Here is a 17,024-nt window from a genome sequence, read left to right on the forward strand (position 1 = left end):
ACCGATAAAAGTCTTTGGGAAGGGGGTCCGGGGGGAACCCTTTCTACAGAAAGGGTTCCCCCCAGCTCTTATCCACCCATGGTCAGCATCCAGGGGATGCCGACGGCCAGGAACACGCCCAGGAAGATCAGGCCGAAGATGAATCCCAGCCGCCAGAAGTCCTTGGCCGGGATGTAGCCGCTGCCGTAGTAGATGGGCGAGGGGCCGGTGGCGAACGGCGTCAGGATGCCCATGATGCCGAGGCTTGTGCCGAGCATGAGCGCCATGACCTTCATGTTCATCCCCGGCACCGCCGCCGCGGCCGTGAGGAACACCGCCATCAGCGCCGTGACGTGGGCCGTGACGCTGGCGAAGATGTAATGGATGGCGAAAAAGACCACCACCAGCGCCACCATGACCGTGGTCAGGGAGTAGCCGGCCAGGTGCGCGGCCACGCCCTGGGCGAACCAGGTGAGAAAGCCCGTCTTGGCGAGCCCCCCGGCCAGGGCCACCAGGGTGGCGAACCACATGAGCACGTTCCAGGCCTGCTTGTTGGCGAGCAGGTCGTCCCAGGTGATGACCTTGAAAAGGAGCATCAGGCACAGGGCGATGAAGGCCGTGGTGGTGGAATTGAGGAACTTGCCGCCGAATATCCACAACAGCAGGGCGAAAAGCGCCAGCCCGGCCATGGTCAGCTCTTTGCGGCTGATCGGGCCCATGGCCTCGAGTTCCTTGCCGGCCCAGATCGGGGCGTCGGCGCTTTCCTTCTGGGTCGGCGGGTAGATGAAGTAGGACAAAAGCGGCACGGCCAGGAAAAGGATGATGCCCACCGGCGCGATGGCCACGAACCAGGTGGTCCAGTCCAGGCGGATGTTGGCCGTTTTTTCGATCACGGACACGGCGAGCAGGTTTGGGGCCAGCCCGGTGAGGAACAGCGAGCTGGTCACGCAGGTCGTGGCCAGGGCCACCCACATGATGTAGGAGCCGATCTTGCGCGGCTCGTTGTCCGGGGTGGAGCCGTACAGCGGCGGGATGTTCTTGATGATGGGAAAGATGGTGCCGCCGCTTCGGGCCGTGTTGGAGGGCATGAACGGGGCCAGGACGGCGTCGGCGCAGGCCACGGCGTAGCCGAGTCCCAGGGTCTTTTTGCCGAGCACCTTGATGAGCGTCAGGGAAATGCGCCGGCCGAGGCCGGTTTTTTCGTAGCCCAGGGCGAACATGAAGGCGATGAAGATCAGCCAGACCGTGCCGTTGGAAAAACCCGACAGAGCCCAGCTGATGGCTTGCGACGTCGTGGGCGGGGTCGGCGGCTTGACAGGCACCAGCCGGAACAGCGCGGCCAGGGTCACGCCCATGACGCCGATGGCCGCCGCCGGAATCGGCTCGAACACGAGCCCCACCACCACGGCGGCGAAAATGGCGAAATAGTGCCAGGCATACGGAGCCAGACCGGCCGGAACCGGCAGGGCGGCCAGCGCCAGACCGACGACCACGGGGAGCAGGGCTTTAAGGGGCAACTTCACGGGGAGCCTCCTTGTGTTGGCTGGGGCACCCGAATCCGATCATTCGGGAGGATGGTTCCATGATAACGGGTCCATCCTGTTGATACAATCTGATTATGGCATGTGGTTAGCAAAATCGCGACAAGCGGGGCGAATAGGCGGCGAAGCACGCCGGCCCGGGGTGTGGGAACGGTTTTTTACCCTGGGACGGCAAGGCGTTTTCCGGTAAAACGGCGACGGGACGTCGGGGAACTGCATTTGGTTCCTCCGGGGAGCGTAAGGAAGAATGTATGGAAAACCTCAAAAGAAGGTTGATCGACGACCCGCGTTACAGATGTCGGCGGGAGGCGTGTCTTAAGCGCCCCACGGTCTTCATTGCCCTGACCGGGCATTGCAATCTGGCCTGCGCCTACTGCTCGACCCGAAACGTCCGCCGGGAGCACCGCAACATGGATACGGCCCTGGCCCGGCGTATCGTGGACCAGTGCCTGGCCAACGACTGGCCCTTTTCCTTCGGCCAGACCTACGAGCCGTTCCTGCATCCCGAAGTGGAGCGGGTGATCGCCCATGTCGCGGCCGGAGGGCAGCTTTTTTCCTGCGCCACCAACGGATTGGCCATCAGGAAAAGCGCCTACGACCTGCCCATGCGCCTGCTTTTAAGCTACAGCGCCACGCCGGAGGATTTTGCCCTGCGCGGGGCGCGGCTGTCCTTTGCCGCCTACCGGGAGAAGATCCTGGGCTTTTTGCGCCACCGCATCCGCCGTCGCGTGTCCGGTACGATCGCCGTGCAGATCGCCGATTACGGCATCTTCAGGGACGGGGTGGACTATTCCAAGGCCATCGGCGATGTGGACGGGATCGTGGCCAAGACGCGTGAACTCGCCGCGCTGCTCGGCCTGGATGACGCGGCCGCGCCGGACTTCAGGCGGGAGGACATCGCCGCGCGAAGGCCTCTGGTGCTTTTCGCGGACGGGGAGACCGTCATCCAGGTCCAGCCGACCAAGATCATGCCCAACAGCTACGACGCCTTCGTTCCCCTGGAATCGACCGCCGCGCCGCGCGGGTATTGCGACTCCTGCCACACCATGCTTTCGATCCAGGCCGACGGCACGGCGGCCTTTTGCTGTTGCGACCCCACGGCCCGGGCCACGGCCGGGCGGATCACGGCGGAGACGGACCTGCGCGAATTCTGGCTCGGGCCGTCCATGTCGCGCATACGGGCCGCCTTCGACGCCTTTGCCCCGGCGCATCCCTTTTGCACCCAATGCCTGGCCAACGTTTCGGAACACATAAAGCCGCTTCTGACCGTGGTCGATCCCGGGCTGGTGGCGGCCATTTTGCGCGACCAGGGCGTCACGGACGATCTGCCCTGGTTTTCCTTTCCCGGAGAGGCACCCGGCGCGCACGGACAATAGGCCGCCGGGTTGCCCAAAAGCCGCGCCGGATGTAGGGTCTCCGGCAACCCGCAACCCCCCGGAGGCGCACCGCTATGGCCCTTGTCATCACCACCCGCGGCGATATCGACCAGATCATTGTGACCTCGCTGCCCCGCGCCTTCGTGCAGCGGATCTACCGGCACTGCTGGGGCAAGAACAACACGCCCTATTTCGCGAACAACTGCTTCCGGGGCGTGCTCTATTTCGACGAACGGCTGGCGGCGAAATATGCCGAGGACCAGGGGCTGCCCTGGCACGGCTGGCTGGCCGCGCCGAAATTCTACCACCGCACCGGCGCGGTCTACGAGCATGGGCTGGGCTTGCGGCTGACCCTTGGCGACGCGGCCGAGACGATCACCTCGGTCGGGGTTCCCGTGGTCGAGGAGCGGCCGAAACTGGCGGACTACACCGCGCGTCTGGCCGAGGACGAGGTGCTGTGCCTGTTCGGCTCGGTGGACAAGGGGGAAATGGTTTTCACCCTGGATGACGTCGAGGGCCCTTTTGATCCGGAAAAGCTGGCCATCCATATCGACCGGCTTGCCGACCTCTATTGCGAGGAAACGGTCATCACCGGCATGACCTACGACGGACGGACGCTGTCCATGGAAACCGGCGAATCGCGGGGCAAGAACATGATCGACCCGCTGCTTGTGAGCGCCGACGGCCGTCTGCTCGACATGTACGATTTCACCTGAGCCCCGCGCCGGCTCCCTTTTCTCTCCTGGTGTGGACGGTCGGATCGCGCCCTTGCTTGACGGCGGCGCGCCTCGTTTCTATACAATACGCGGTATCCTTTTCACGCCATGCGCCGTACGCGGCACGGCATCACCCGGGAGGCAGCTCGTGAAAACCGTACTGGTCGTGGACGACGACCCGAGTATCCGGGCGCTCATCCGGCTGTACCTGGAAGGCGCGGGCTACGTGGTCATGGAGGCCGCCGACGGCAAGCTGGCCATGCAGTCCCTGTCCGGGCAGCCGGCCGACCTCGTGGTGCTCGACATCTTCATGCCGGAGATGGACGGGCTGGAGGTCTTGCAGGTGCTGCGCGAGACCTGCCGGACGTGCAAGGTTATGGCCATCTCCGGCGGCTCGGCCAAGGTCGGCATGGACCTGCTGGGCCACGCCACCATCTTCGGCGCCGACGACGTGCTGCAAAAACCCTTCAGCTCCGAAACCCTGCTGGAAAAAGTCGAAGCCCTCATCGGCTTGGCTGCGTAGCATCCCAAGAAGTTAGGAAAAGACAGTGCGAGAGGGGAACCCTTTTTGGAAAAAGGGTTCCCCTCTCGCGCTCTCCCTTCCCAAAAACTTTTTACGGTTAGGGATGTTCTAACGGTAACGCTCCGTAACCGTTAAAAGTCTTTGGAAGGGGGGCCTGGGGGGAAACTTTTCTTCAGAAAAGTTTCCCCCCGGCTTCTTGCAACAGCCGCGCGGTCCGGTCCAGGGCGGTCGCGGCGTGGGGCGCGTCGCCCGCCTCGCCGGCCAATTCCAGGTCCTTGGCCGCCAATCCGATTTCCTCGAATCCGTAGGACAGCGCCGATCCCTTGAGCTTGTGTCCCTGCCGGCGCGCGGCTTCCAGATCGCCCTGGTCCAGGGCCAGGCGCGCCGCCTCCAGGGTCTTTGCGGCGGTGTCGAAAAAAAGCGGCAGCAGTTGGCGCAGGCGTTCCCTGTCCACAAGGAGGGGGCACGCGGCCGGTTCGGCGGCCCGGTCGGGCGCGGAAACCGGCGTGTCGGGGGCCGCCGTGTCGCGGCCGAGGAATCGCCGCAACGCGGCCAGGATGGCGGCCTTGCGCACCGGCTTGACCAGAAAGTCCGAGCAGCCGGCCTCCCGGCAGCGGTCCCGCTGCTCGTCCAGGGAGTGGGCGGTGAGGACCAGGATGGGCGTGGGGGGCCGGTTTTCCCGCGACTCCAGGGCCCGGATGGCCCGGGTGGCGTCGTGGCCGTCGAGAACGGGCATTTCCAGGTCCATGAGAACGAGGTCGTAGGTCGCGGCGGCGAACCGGTCCACCGCCTCGCGGCCGTTGGCGGCTTCGTCGATGCGGTAGTCGCTGTCGAGGAAAAGCCGCATCAGAACCAGATTGTCGGCATTGTCGTCCACCAGCAGGATGCGCGGTGGCGCGGATACGGAAGGCATGGGCACGCCGCCTGTTGCAGTTGTGTCCGTGAGCCGGCCTGGCTTCAAACCCTTATTGGCGTACTATGTAGAGGAGGCGCGCCCGGTTGGCAATGGGAAAGGCGAGTTTGGCCGCAGGCAGACCGTGGCTTCCGGGCACATGGCGGTCAGGTCGCGCACGAACCCTTCCACCCGGGCGGCCGCCTGCGGCGCGTAGGCGAGGCGCACCACGGCGGCGAATCGGTCGACCACCGTGGGCAGGGCCAGATTATCCTCGGCCTCGAGCAGAAACTTGAGCAGGGCCACATGGCGCGCGTCCAGGCGCACGTACAGGCGGGCCGAGGCCGTGGCCGGGCGGTAGGGGGGCTGGCGGCGACGGCGGCGCTTCACAGCGTCTCGCAGCCGTCTTCGGTGATAAGCGCCATATGTTCCCAACGCGCCCCGCCCCATTCGGGGTAGTAGAGCCCCGGCTCCACCGTGACCACCATGCCCGGTTCCAGAACGCCCCGCGAGGCCGGATTGAGGCTCGGCCCTTCGTGGGTTTCCAGGCCGACGCCGTGGCCCAGGGAATGGGTGAAACGGTCGGCCACCCCGGCCTTGACGAAGACGTCCCGGGCCAGGGCATAGGCGTCGCGAAAGGGCAGTCCCGGCCGCAGTCCGGCCAATGCGGCGGCCTGGGCCTCCTGGACCCGCTCGAGCATGGTCCGGAAGCGTTCGGGAGGATTGTCGCCCACCCATACGGTGCGGGTCTGGTCCGAGCAATAGTCGTCGCGCCGGCCGCCCACGTCGATCAGCACCATGCAGCCGTCGGTGATGACGGTGTCGCCCGGTATGGCGTGGGGCAGGGCCGCGTTGGCGTCGACGGCCACGATGGAGGAAAAGGCCAGTTCGCTGGCCCCGAATTCCCGGAAGAGCTTTTCGATTTCCCAGGCGGCTTGCGCCTCGGTGCGGCCGGGCGTCAGCACTTCGGGCAGGCGCTCCATGACGGCGTGGTTGACGGCTGCCGAGCGGCGCATGCGGGCGATCTCGTCCGCGTCCTTGATCAGGCGCAGCGGCTCCACCGCCCCGGTGACCGGGGTGAGCCGCATGTGCTCGGCCAGCTTGGCGTGGGTGTCGAAGGAGATGGCCGTGGCCTCGAAGGCGGCCTGGGTGATGCCGCGCTGGGCCAGAAACGAGGCGATGGTGGCGAAGCGGTTGCTGCCGTAGATGCACAAATCCCTGGCCGGCCAGAGGCGTAGCGCCGCGTCGCGGTAGCGGGCGTCGGTGAAAAGCGCGTCGTGGCCGTCGGCCGTCACGCACAGCCAGCCGGCCGATTCGTTGCATTGGGGGTCGTGCAGCTCGAAGCCGCTCAAATAGTAGCGATTGGCCGCATGGGTGACGAGCAGGGCGCGGTGCCCCATTTCCGCCAGGCGCTGGCGCAACCGGTCGCGCCGGGCCGCGTAGGGGGGGATGGTCGTAATCACGGTGAAACGTTGCTCCTTAAGGAAGAGGGCGAAGAGGATGCGAGAGGGGAAACCCTTTAAAAAGGGTTATCCCCTCTCGCGCTCTCCCCTTCCTAAAGTTTATAACAAGGCGGGAGCTGTGTATAATACTTTGTCTTTGTTGCAAACACATTGGAAAGAGCGGTGAGGACCGTTGCCCCCTGGAACGGTCCCTTACAGCGTATACACCGTTTCCGGGGCGCCGGTGAGCATCCGGTCGGCCCACTGCGCGCCCTGCATGAAGGAATGGTCCATGTTGCCGACCTCGTATTTCCAGCCGCCGAAGCGTCCCCGGGAGAACACGCCCCGGGCCTCGAGTTCCGGCTGGATGACGGCTAGCGCGGCGTCGCGCTCCAGGCAGGGGATGGGGTAGGCGTAGTCCACGCGCATTTCCCAGGTGGAGACGAGGCGGTCGCGGTCGTCCGGAGCGATGAGGGTGGTGGCGGCGAGGCCGTCCACGGTGCGCCCGGTCAGGTCGTCCAGATTCTCGGGTTTGTGTTCGGAGTAGCTCGTTTCGGTCATGATCGCCCGCTTGCGGGGGCGCGGCCCGTCCGGGTCCGGGGTGTTGTTGTAGGAATAGTTGTGGAAATTGGTGACCCGGTAGAAGGGGCAGTCGGATTCGGGAAAATACATCCAGCAGCGGGGATCGGGCGGCGCGCCGTTAAATCCCAGGCCGTGGATGGCCGAGCCGCTGTGCTTGAGCCGGCCGGCGGCGGCGATCATAGCCGGGGTCGCGCCTTCCAGCACGTCCACGACCAGCCGGTCGAGGGCCATGGTGGAAAGCAGGTGGTCGTAGACCACGGTGTCGCCGGAGGCGGTACGCAGGGTCTTGGCGGCGGCGTCGAGCCGGGCCGCGCCGTCGCCGCAGCGCACACGGTCGGAAAAGCGCGCGGCCAGGCGGCGGTAGATTTCGCCGGTGCCGCCGTGAAGCGGGAAGGAAAACGTGTTGTTGGGACCCCAGGCCACGTCGTCCTGGCCGAGGATGATGTTTTTGATCACCCGGTCGGCGTCCACCACGGACACGCGTTCGCCGATCCAGCGGTGGGACATGAGTTCGCCCGGATGGGCCCAGACCTTGAAGTTGTAGGGCACCATGAAGAGCCGGGCGATGCCCGGGCCGAACACCCGGTCGATCCACTCCCGGAAATGGGCCGGCGGCGTCTTGTAGGTATCGGCGGCGGCGGCCCGCCCGGCCGCGAGCAGCCCTTCCACGCATTCCCAGGCGAGTTCGGGCGGCAGGCGGCGGATATTGTTCTGGAAGGGGTAGGGCACGAAGGTGCCGGCCACGCGGATCCAGGATTCGCGCTGGTGCTTGAGCACGTCGTCGCCGAGGAGGTCCTCGAGGAGGGTGTCGAAGGCCGGGTAGTGGGAAAAGACCACATGGCCGCCCACGTCCCAGGTGAACCCCGCGTTGTCGGTGAAACTGGCGGACAGTCCGCCGACGTAGGGATGGCGTTCGAGGACGAGAAAGTCGTTTTCGCCGCTTTGGTGCAACTGCCAGGCGGCGCCGAGCCCGGTGGGACCGGCCCCGATGATCAGATATTTGACGCGCATGCAGGCCTCCTGTGGGGGTGTCGCATGAATAGCAAGAATGGGGCCAGAGGTCGGGAAAAAAGAAACCCGGGGCCGCCTGCCAGCTGACGGCCCCGGGAAAAAGGTTGCTGTGGGGGGGGGACTACCAGGCCGGACGACGCGGGGGCCTGGGGGCGCGGGGCTTGGCCTCGTTGACCTTGAGGCTGCGGCCCTCGAACTCCGTCCCGTCGAGCGACCGGATCGCCTCGTCGGCGGCGGCGTCGTCATCCATCTCCACGAATCCGAAGCCGCGCGGTTTGCCGGTCTCGCGGTCGGAAATCAGTTTAACGGATTGAACTTCGCCGTATTGGGCGAACAGATCACGGACGCTTTCCTCGGTGGTGCGGAAGGGCAGGTTGCCAACATAGATGTTCTTGGACATGAGACACGGACTCCCAAACGGTTGACGTCAAATGCGAACGCGAAGCGTGTACGGAGGTCCGTCTGGCAACAAACCGCCGGCTACGCTCCTTCCCAGGACGATCCCATCGGCCGTACGGCCGGAATGGCCCGATAGTTGGAGTGCATCCGTCGGGTTCGACAACGGGAGGGTAATGGCAAACAGTCGGCGCGCACTCTGTATTGACTCCCCAGCGAGCCATTCGCGCAAATTGCCGCGCCGCCGTATCCTGCCACGGGCGAGGTGACCGCACGGGTTTGAGCGAAGATGTCAAACGATATCGGAACCCGAAATAGGGGGCAAGAAAAAATTGTTCGTATTCGTCGTTTCCCCTTGAAATAATACTTGGTTTATTTTCAATCGCCCGAATATGTTTTCCGATAAACAGCTTGGTAGGGATTTCGCCGGATGCCGGGCGACGGAAAATAGTGTAAGCGCGAAGGCGCGGCGAGGAGCCTTTCACAGTGGTGGAGTGGAGGTGGAAATGGCCGAAGCGTTGCAGGCCGAGCGGTTCGCCGTGGCGGTTTCCCAGCGGGAATCCTACAAGACAGGTTTCGGCGGGACCACCCAGGCAAGCGAGCGCGTGCTCTATTATTACGCGGAGAAGACGCCGGAGGCCGGTATTTCGGTGCAGGCTTTAAACGCCAACAGCGTGCCGAGCGGCGAGAAGACCTCGGTGTCCGAACCGGAGTTTCTGGAGAAGTTCAAGCCCGAGCCGCTGATCTATTACAATCAGGTCAAGCCGCGCATGGACGAGATGCTTGCCGAGCTCGAAAAGGGTGAGAAGCATCTCGAAGCCGGGCGCATGGACAAGGCCGAGAAGTCCTTCCAGAAGGCCCTGGAATACGACGCGGAGAACCTGCGGGCGATTTTCGGCCTGGGCAATGCCTATCTCGCGGCCGGCAAGATGGTGGAGGCGGGGGAGATCTTCGAGAAGATCATGTCCATCGAGCTGGCCTTCGGGCCGGAGAACAAATTTCTGTTCAATGAATTCGGCATCCGCATGCGCAAGCATGGGCTCCTGGACATGGCCAAGGTCTACTATGCCAAGGCGCTGACCGTATCCGAGGCTGACGAGAACCTGCATTTCAACCTGGGGCGGGTGCTTTTCGAACTGGGCGAGTTCGCGGCCGCCGCCACCGAGGCCGGCAAATGCCTGGCCATCAATCCCGGCTTCCTCATCGCCAAAAAGCTGAGGGCGGCGGCGGAGAAAAGAACCGTCCCCGCGCCCCCGGCCGCGCCGCCGGCCGCACCGACGGCAACGGACGCCGGCTGACCGCCCGTCGCCGCCCTACCGAAACACCACCGTCTTGTTGCCGAAAACGATGACCCGGTCCTCCAGGTGCCACTTGACCGCCCGGGCCAGCACCGTGCGCTCCAGCTCGCTCCCCGTGGCCTTGAGGTCGGCCACCGAAAACCGGTGCGTCACCCGGGCCGTGTCCTGCTCGATGATCGGCCCGGCGTCCAGCTCGGCCGTGACGTAATGGGCCGTGGCCCCGATCAGCTTGACCCCGCGCTCGTGTGCCTGCCGGTACGGATCGGCCCCGACGAAGGCCGGCAAAAACGAATGGTGGATGTTGATGACCCGGGTGTCGTAGGGCCGCAGAAAATCCGCCGACAGGACCCGCATGTACCGGGCCAGCACGACCAGGTCCGTGGCGTCGCCGAGCAGCTCGGCCATGCGCGCCTCGGCCTCGGGCATGCCGCCGTCGCCGACCGGCACGCAGGAAAACGGTACGCCGAAACTCTCCACGCTCGTCCGCGCGTCCTCGTGGTTGCTGATGACCATGGCCACCTCGCAAGGCAGCTCGCCCCGGGCATGCCGCCACAAAAGCTCCATCAGGCAGTGGTCGTGGCGCGAAACCAGGATCACCGCGCGCTTTTTCACGTCGGAATACGACAGCCGCCAGTCCATGCAAAACGGCGTTCCCACAACCTCGCCGAAGGACGACTCCAGGGCCGGGCGCGACATGTCCATATAAGGCGTGTAAAATTCGAGCCGCATGAAAAACGTTCCCCCCTCGGGGTCCGTGGAATGCTGGTCGAGATCGACAATATTGGCCCCATGGGCGTGCAGGAAGGTGGTGACGGCCGAAACGATGCCGGGGCGGTCGGGGCAGGTGATGCGCAAACGGGCGGTGTGGGTCATGGTGACGGGATCCTTTCCGAATATTCTTGCCGGCGGCTGATCACCGGGGGAAAGGCCATAACCCAGAACGGTTTTTGAGGCCAGTCGACTTTGTCCAAAGATTATTCGGACAATATTGTCATTTTTCGAAAATTCGTTTACGGATGGGCGTCCTTGTCGAGCGCGCCCCCGCTTCGAGCGCGCCATGACCGAAGGGAAGCCCAACTTTTAAAAAAAGTACCCAATGAGGTAGGTGTATGATCATCGGTATCCCCAAGGAAATCAAAACGCTGGAAAATCGGGTCGCCATGACTCCCGGTGCAGTGGAAACCCTTGTGCGGCGCGGTCACAAGGTGCTGGTCGAGGCCGGAGCCGGTCTGGGTTCCGCCCTGCCCGACGAGCAGTACGCCGCCGCCGGGGCTTCCCTGGTCAGCGCGGCCGAGGCCTGGGGCGCGGAAATGGTCATCAAGGTCAAGGAGCCCATCGCCGGCGAGTACAAGTTCCTGCGCAAGGACTTGCTCCTTTTCACCTACCTGCATCTGGCCGCCGACCGGCCGCTGACCGAGGCCCTGCTCGGCGCGGGCACCATCGGCGTGGCCTACGAGACGGTGCAGCTCGACAGCGGCGCGCTGCCGCTTCTGGTCCCCATGAGCGAAGTCGCCGGCCGCATGGCTCCCCAGGTCGGCTCCCACGCCCTGGAGAAATCCCAGGGCGGGCGCGGCATCCTGCTTGGCGGCGTGCCCGGCGTGCCCCAGGCTTCGGTGGTCATCGTCGGCGCGGGCGTGGTCGGCGCCAACGCCTGCAAGATCGCCGTGGGCATGGGCGCCCAGGTCACCGTCCTCGACGTCAACCACGCCCGGCTCCAGTATCTCGACGACATCTACCAGGGCCGCGTGGTCACCGTGGCCAGCAACGAGGCCAACATCCGCAAGGCCGTCACCTACGCCGACCTGCTCATCGGCGCGGTGCTCATCCCCGGCGCCAAGGCCCCGCACCTGGTCACCCGCGACATGCTGCCCACCATGAAGCCCGGCTCGGTCATCGTGGACGTGGCCGTGGACCAGGGCGGCTGCGTGGAAACCATCAAGGCCACCACCCACGCCGTTCCGACCTACGTCATCGACGGCGTGGTGCACTACGGCGTGGCCAACATGCCCGGCGCGGTGCCGCGCACCTCCACCTTCGCCCTGTGCAACCAGACCCTGCCCTATGCCCTGAAGCTCGCGGCCAAGGGCGTGGGCGCCCTGCGCGAGGACGCCGCCCTGGCCAAGGGCCTCAACACCTACGAAGGCAAGCTGACCTTCGCCGGCGTGGCCGAGGCCTTCGATATGCCGTTGACCCGGGTGTCCGAGGCGCTGGCCTGATTTCGGAATAATCCAGTGGGGGAGGGATGTTGCGGACGGTCCCTTCCCCCCTGCAAAATTTCACAAAAATGTGGTTTGATGTCCGAAGGGGATTCCCTTCGCCCTGAAGTTCATGTATTTCAAACGGAACCGAAATTTTTCGTGTAAGTTGTTGAAATTGACTGCAAACAGGAGGCGTTCATGAAAAGGTCTTGGCTCATTGCCCTTTTTCTCGTGCTCGTGGCAGCCGCTCCGGTCCGGGCCGCAGACACCATCAAACTCGGGTTCAACATCCCGCTGACCGGCGACATCCCGGACGTGGGCGAGTCCTCGAAGAACGCCGCCGAGATGCTCAAAAAGAAGATCAACGATGCCGGCGGCATCACCGTCGGCGGCAAGAAATATCTGGTGGAATTCGTCTACGAGGACAACGAGTCCAAGGCCGAGTCCGCCCTGTCCGCCGCGCGCAAGCTCATCACCCAGGACGACGTGCTCGGCATCGTCGGCCCGCAGTCCAGCAAGCAGGCCGTGCCCGCCGCCGAGGCCTCCAACGACCTCAAGGCCCCGATGATGGCCCCCTGGTCCACCAACCCCAATACCACCAAGGATCGCCCCTACGTCTTCCGCGGCTGCTTCCTCGACACCTTCCAGGGTCCCACGGCGGCCAAGTTCGCCACCGAGGAATTCAAGGCCAAGAAGGCCGCCGTGCTCTACGACATCGCTTCCGACTATCCCAAGGGCCTGGCCGAGGACTTCAAGGCCGCCTTCGAAAAGATCCACGGCCCCGGCTCGGTTGTCGCTTTCGAGACCTTCACCACCAAGGACGTGGACTTCTCGGCCCAGCTGACCAACATCGCCAAGTCCGGCGCGGACGTGCTCTTCGTGCCCCAGTACTACAACGAGGTGCCGCTGATCGTGAAGCAGGCCAAGTCGCTTGGTTTCGACAAGCCCATCATGGGCAGCGATTCCTGGGGCTCGGGCGATCTGATGGGCCTTTGCGGCGATGACTGCAAGGGCTACTTCTTCGTCACCCACTACGCCGCCGCCGGCGCCAAGGGCAAGACCAAGGAATTCATCGACGAGTACACCAAGCTCTACAACAAGACCCCCGACGACGTCGCGGCCCTGACCTGGGACGGCGCCAACCTGATGCTCGACGGCGTCAAGGCCATGCCCGCCATCACCGGCGATATGGCCAAGGACCGCGAGGCCCTCATGAAGGCCATGGCCGGCATCAAGAAGTTCGAAGGCATCACCGGCAATATGTCCTATCCCGCCACCGGCCCCCACGATCCCATCAAGTGCGCCGTGGTGGTCAAGATCGACGACAACGGCAAGTTCGCCTTCTACAAGTCCGTCTGCCCGTAGCATCCGCCCGGCAACCGCCGGTCGTCACGCCTGTCCGGGACGCTCCGAAGCGGGGCGTCCCGGGCGGAGCGCCGAAGCATTCCGTCCGGTACGGGTCCCAAGCCCGGCCGAGTGGCCGAAAGTCGCGCCAAGGGGGTCTCCGTTGCTGCAAAGCCTTCTGCAAAACATCCTTAACGCCCTGCAATGGGGAAGTTTCTATTCCCTGATCGCGCTTGGCTACTGCCTGGTGTACGGCGTGCTGCTCCTTATCAACTTCGCCCATGGCGACATCTTCATGGTCGGGGCCTACATCGCCTTTTTCGTCTGTACCTTCCTGCTCGGCAAGTTCGGCCTCATCCCGGGCCTGCCCGGCTGGTTGGTGATGACCCTGGCCGTGCCGCTGACCATGATCCTGACCGCCGTGGTCGGCGTGACCCTCGAGCGGGTGGCCTATCGACCCTTGCGGCGCAAGGGCGTCAACCGTCTCTACGTGGTCATCACCGCGCTCATGTGCGGCCTGATCCTGGAAAACGGCAACCTGGCCCTGCTCGGCGCCAGCCGCAAAAGCTTTCCCACCCTGATCCCCACCCATGTCTATCATGTCTTCGGGGTCGCGGTGACCAACATCAAGCTCATGGTCATCGGCGTGGCCATCCTGGGCTTCCTGCTCTTGCAGTTCATCGTCACCCGCACCAAGATCGGCATGGCCATGCGGGCGATTTCCTACGACCGTTTCGCCGTGCCGCTCATGGGCATCCCGGTCGATACGGTCATCGTGTTCACCTTTGTCCTGGGATCGGCCTTCGCCGGCCTGGCCGGCATCTTCTTCGCCATGACCTATCCGGTGCTCGATCCCTACATGGGGGCGCTGATCGGCTGGAAGGCGTTCATCGCGGCCGTGGTCGGCGGCATCGGCTCCATCACCGGGGCCTTTGCCGGAGGGTTTCTGCTGGGGTTCGTGGAGATCATGGTGGTGGCCTTTTTCCCTTCCACCTTCCGCGACCTCATCGCCTTCTCGATCCTGCTGCTTATCTTGGCCATCCGGCCGACTGGCCTGTTCGGCGTGGCCAAGTCGACGAAAATCTAGGACCAGCCGGGGAGTTTCCGCATGAAACGTCTGTCCGTTCCCGCCCTGCTGGCCGTGCTTTTCGCCGTGCTGGTCTGGGTATCGCAAACTGGAACCCTGAACATCTACTGGCAGTCCGTGATCATGTTCATGGGCGTCAACATCATCCTTTCCTCGAGCCTCAACATCATCAACGGCAACATGGGCGAGTTTTCCTGCGGCCATGCCGGATTCATGGCCGTTGGCGCCTACGTGTCCTCGGTGCTGTCGGTGGCGCTGTTCGCCAAGTCGGCCGCCTTCGGCCAGCCGCTTCTGCCGCCGTCGCTGGCCGTGTGGTTTTTCCCGGTGATCCTGCTCATCGGCGGCCTGGCCGCCTCGGTGGTGGGGCTGCTCGTGGCCATCCCGTCCTTCAAGACCCGGGGCGACTATCTGGCCATCATCACCATCGCCGCCGCCTACATCGTCAAGTCCACCATCGAGAACATCAACATCATCGGCGGGGCCAGGGGCTTTATGGGCATGGGGTCGGTCATGAACGCCATGACGAACACGGCCAACCTGCCCTGGATGATGATCTGGGTGTTCGTCGGCACGGTCTTTTCGGTCTGGCTCATCCGCCGCTTCATCTACTCCACGTTCGGCAAGGGCGTGGACGCCATCAGCCAGGACGAGATCGCGGCCGAGATCATGAGCGTGGACACCAACCACATCAAGCTCGTGGCCTTCATGGTGTCGTGCGGCCTGGCCGGGGTGGCGGGCGGGCTTTTCGCCCACATCCTCGGGTACGTGAACCCGGGATCGTTCACCATCCTCAAGTCCACGGAAATCATGGTCATGGTCTATCTGGGCGGCATGGGGTCGCTGACGGGCTCCGTGCTCTCGGCCATCCTCGTCACGTTGCTCATGGAGGCGCTTCGCCCCTTGCAGATCATCAAGTGGGTGGCCATTCCGCTTTTGCTCGTGCTGCTCATGCAGTTCCGGCCCGAGGGCATCATGGGCCGGCGGGAACTGGCGGACGTGTTTCCGGGGCTTCGCAAATTCTACAAGTTCAAGGGGTAGGCCGTGGCGCTTTTGGACGTACAGGAAATGACCCAGTACTTCGGCGGGCTGTGCGCCGTGTCGGAGTTTTCCGTGTCCCTGGAGGAAGGGCAGCTGGCGGCGCTTATTGGTCCCAACGGGGCCGGCAAGACCACGGTGTTCAACCTCGTCAGCGGCTTTTACAAGCCCACGCGCGGCGAGATCCTCTTTAACGGCGAGTCCATCAAAGGCTTGAAGCCCCACCAGGTGACGAGCAAGGGCATCGCCCGCACCTTCCAGAACATCCGGCTGTGGTTCGACATGACGGTGCTCGACAACATCCGCATCGCCCAGTACCACGCCCTCGGCTATGGGCTGCTCGACTGCTTTTTGCGCACCCCGCGCTATATGCGGCGCGAGCGCGAGATCGAGGATCACGCCATGGAGGTCCTCACGCGCCTGGGGTTGCGCGAGGTGGCCGGCGAGTTCCCCAAAAACCTGCCCTACGGCGTGCAGCGCCTGGTGGAGATCGCCCGGGCGCTTTCCATCCGGCCGGCGCTGCTCATGCTCGACGAACCGGCCGCCGGGCTCAACTCCGCGGACGTGGAAGGGCTCATCAAGCTCATCACGGACATCCACAAGGATTTCGGCCTGACCATCTGGATGATCGAACACCAGATGGACGTGGTCATGAGCTTGTGTTCCTGGATCAAGGTCATCGACTTCGGCGCCACCATCGCCGAGGGCACGCCGACCGACATCCAGAACAACCCCGAAGTCATCAAAGCCTACCTGGGAGACGATACAATCTGATGCTGCTCTCCGTTGAAAACCTCCGGGTCAAGTATGGGAACATCGAGGCCCTGCACGGCATCTCCTTCCATGTGAACAAGGGGGAGATCGTGACCCTTATCGGGGCCAACGGCGCGGGCAAAACCACCACGCTGCTCTCCATCATGCGTCTGCCGCCCCCCGAAGCCCCCAAGGTGGTGGAAGGGGACATCAAGTACGACGGGAAATCCATCCTCGGGATGGAGCCGCATGATGTCGTGCGCAAGCTCCACATGGACCTTTCGCCCGAGGGCCGGCGCATCTTCGGCAACCTGACCGTGATGGAAAACCTGGTGCTCGCCACCTACGCCCGCAAGGACGACGAGGACGCCATCGAGCGCGACCTCGACCGGGTGCTGTCGCTTTTCCCGCGCCTGTCCGAGCGGCGCAAACAGCGCAGCGAATCGCTCTCCGGCGGCGAGCAGCAGATGTTGGCCGTGGGCCGGGCCATCATGACGGGGTGCGACTTCATCCTGCTCGACGAGCCGAGCATGGGGCTCGCGCCGCTGCTCATGTACGAGATGTTCCGCACGCTCAAAAAACTCAACGAGCAGGGGCTCACCATCCTGCTCATCGAACAAAACGCCAAGGTGGCGCTGTCGTTCGCCCACCGGGGCTACGTGCTGGACACCGGCGAGATCAAGACCTCCGGCACGGCCGACGAGCTCAAGCGCGACCCCGAGGTCAAGAAGGCCTATCTCGGCGGTTAGGGACGCAAGCGCAAGAGAGCGAAGGCGGCCGCGGAAGGGAAACCTCTCAAAAGGGGCGGGGGCCCCTTGTTCGCGGCCTTTTCCGGGGAGGCGGGTGTTTCG

General features: G+C 64.2%; 17 protein-coding genes. 10 read left to right on the forward strand and 7 right to left on the reverse strand.

Features of this window, described 5'->3' with window-relative positions:
* Window positions 1-68 precede the first annotated feature (68 nt).
* Window positions 69-1,502, reverse strand: coding sequence for an anion permease (locus tag DESFRDRAFT_RS08375; RefSeq protein WP_005992975.1), 1,434 nt, complete (start codon window positions 1,500-1,502; stop codon window positions 69-71).
* Window positions 1,503-1,771: 269 nt separating this feature from the next.
* Here DESFRDRAFT_RS08375 and DESFRDRAFT_RS08380 point away from each other — a divergent pair, with 269 nt between their 5' ends.
* From DESFRDRAFT_RS08380 to DESFRDRAFT_RS08390, 3 genes are all read left to right on the forward strand, one after another.
* A complete protein-coding gene (locus tag DESFRDRAFT_RS08380) occupies window positions 1,772-2,896 on the forward strand; it encodes a radical SAM/SPASM domain-containing protein (RefSeq protein ID WP_005992977.1) in 1,125 nt (374 codons plus the stop codon).
* Between the two features lie 74 nt (window positions 2,897-2,970).
* On the forward strand, window positions 2,971-3,612 hold the full coding sequence (locus DESFRDRAFT_RS08385; RefSeq protein ID WP_005992979.1) for a hypothetical protein: 642 nt from the start codon (window positions 2,971-2,973) through the stop codon (window positions 3,610-3,612).
* A gap of 148 nt (window positions 3,613-3,760) precedes the next feature.
* Window positions 3,761-4,135 (forward strand): response regulator transcription factor, encoded by a 375-nt coding sequence (locus DESFRDRAFT_RS08390; protein WP_005992981.1) that lies wholly within the window; start codon window positions 3,761-3,763, stop codon window positions 4,133-4,135.
* A gap of 172 nt (window positions 4,136-4,307) precedes the next feature.
* Here the strand turns inward: DESFRDRAFT_RS08390 and DESFRDRAFT_RS08395 are convergent, their stop codons facing one another.
* The 5 genes from DESFRDRAFT_RS08395 to DESFRDRAFT_RS08415 form a co-directional block, all read right to left on the reverse strand.
* Window positions 4,308-5,048 (reverse strand): response regulator, encoded by a 741-nt coding sequence (locus DESFRDRAFT_RS08395; RefSeq protein ID WP_005992983.1) that lies wholly within the window; start codon window positions 5,046-5,048, stop codon window positions 4,308-4,310.
* Between the two features lie 63 nt (window positions 5,049-5,111).
* Complete coding sequence (locus DESFRDRAFT_RS08400) at window positions 5,112-5,417, reverse strand: DUF4911 domain-containing protein (protein WP_005992984.1); 306 nt, start codon at window positions 5,415-5,417, stop codon at window positions 5,112-5,114.
* Window positions 5,414-6,490: a M24 family metallopeptidase gene (locus DESFRDRAFT_RS08405; RefSeq protein ID WP_005992986.1), complete on the reverse strand. Its 1,077-nt coding sequence runs from the start codon at window positions 6,488-6,490 to the stop codon at window positions 5,414-5,416. Before DESFRDRAFT_RS08405 ends, DESFRDRAFT_RS08400 begins: the two co-directional genes overlap by 4 nt.
* Window positions 6,491-6,682: 192 nt before the next feature.
* Complete coding sequence (locus DESFRDRAFT_RS08410; RefSeq protein WP_005992988.1) at window positions 6,683-8,062, reverse strand: protoporphyrinogen/coproporphyrinogen oxidase; 1,380 nt, start codon at window positions 8,060-8,062, stop codon at window positions 6,683-6,685.
* A 121-nt stretch (window positions 8,063-8,183) separates the two neighbouring features.
* Window positions 8,184-8,462: an RNA recognition motif domain-containing protein gene (locus tag DESFRDRAFT_RS08415; protein WP_005992990.1), complete on the reverse strand. Its 279-nt coding sequence runs from the start codon at window positions 8,460-8,462 to the stop codon at window positions 8,184-8,186.
* A 502-nt stretch (window positions 8,463-8,964) separates the two neighbouring features.
* Here DESFRDRAFT_RS08415 and DESFRDRAFT_RS08420 point away from each other — a divergent pair.
* Window positions 8,965-9,756 (forward strand): tetratricopeptide repeat protein, encoded by a 792-nt coding sequence (locus DESFRDRAFT_RS08420; RefSeq protein ID WP_005992992.1) that lies wholly within the window; start codon window positions 8,965-8,967, stop codon window positions 9,754-9,756.
* Between the two features lie 15 nt (window positions 9,757-9,771).
* Here the strand turns inward: DESFRDRAFT_RS08420 and purU are convergent, their stop codons facing one another.
* On the reverse strand, window positions 9,772-10,629 hold the full coding sequence (purU, locus tag DESFRDRAFT_RS08425) for a formyltetrahydrofolate deformylase (RefSeq protein WP_005992993.1): 858 nt from the start codon (window positions 10,627-10,629) through the stop codon (window positions 9,772-9,774).
* A 236-nt stretch (window positions 10,630-10,865) separates the two neighbouring features.
* Between purU and ald the strand changes: the two genes are divergently transcribed.
* The 6 genes from ald (at window position 10,866) to DESFRDRAFT_RS08455 (ending at window position 16,922) form a co-directional block, all read left to right on the forward strand.
* Window positions 10,866-11,972 (forward strand): alanine dehydrogenase, encoded by a 1,107-nt coding sequence (ald, locus tag DESFRDRAFT_RS08430; protein ID WP_005992994.1) that lies wholly within the window; start codon window positions 10,866-10,868, stop codon window positions 11,970-11,972.
* 180 nt (window positions 11,973-12,152) lie between these two features.
* On the forward strand, window positions 12,153-13,319 hold the full coding sequence (locus DESFRDRAFT_RS08435) for an ABC transporter substrate-binding protein (protein ID WP_005992996.1): 1,167 nt from the start codon (window positions 12,153-12,155) through the stop codon (window positions 13,317-13,319).
* Window positions 13,320-13,461: 142 nt separating this feature from the next.
* On the forward strand, window positions 13,462-14,385 hold the full coding sequence (locus DESFRDRAFT_RS08440) for a branched-chain amino acid ABC transporter permease (RefSeq protein WP_005992998.1): 924 nt from the start codon (window positions 13,462-13,464) through the stop codon (window positions 14,383-14,385).
* 21 nt (window positions 14,386-14,406) lie between these two features.
* Entirely contained in the window at window positions 14,407-15,423 is a 1,017-nt protein-coding gene (locus DESFRDRAFT_RS08445) for a branched-chain amino acid ABC transporter permease (RefSeq protein ID WP_005993000.1), read from the forward strand.
* Window positions 15,424-15,426: 3 nt separating this feature from the next.
* Window positions 15,427-16,194: an ABC transporter ATP-binding protein gene (locus tag DESFRDRAFT_RS08450; protein WP_005993002.1), complete on the forward strand. Its 768-nt coding sequence runs from the start codon at window positions 15,427-15,429 to the stop codon at window positions 16,192-16,194.
* A complete protein-coding gene (locus DESFRDRAFT_RS08455; protein ID WP_005993004.1) occupies window positions 16,194-16,922 on the forward strand; it encodes an ABC transporter ATP-binding protein in 729 nt (242 codons plus the stop codon). Before DESFRDRAFT_RS08450 ends, DESFRDRAFT_RS08455 begins: the two co-directional genes overlap by 1 nt.
* Window positions 16,923-17,024: the final 102 nt, after the last annotated feature.

It is taken from the genome of Solidesulfovibrio fructosivorans JJ], from assembly GCF_000179555.1.
Taxonomy (GTDB): domain Bacteria; phylum Desulfobacterota; class Desulfovibrionia; order Desulfovibrionales; family Desulfovibrionaceae; genus Solidesulfovibrio; species Solidesulfovibrio fructosivorans.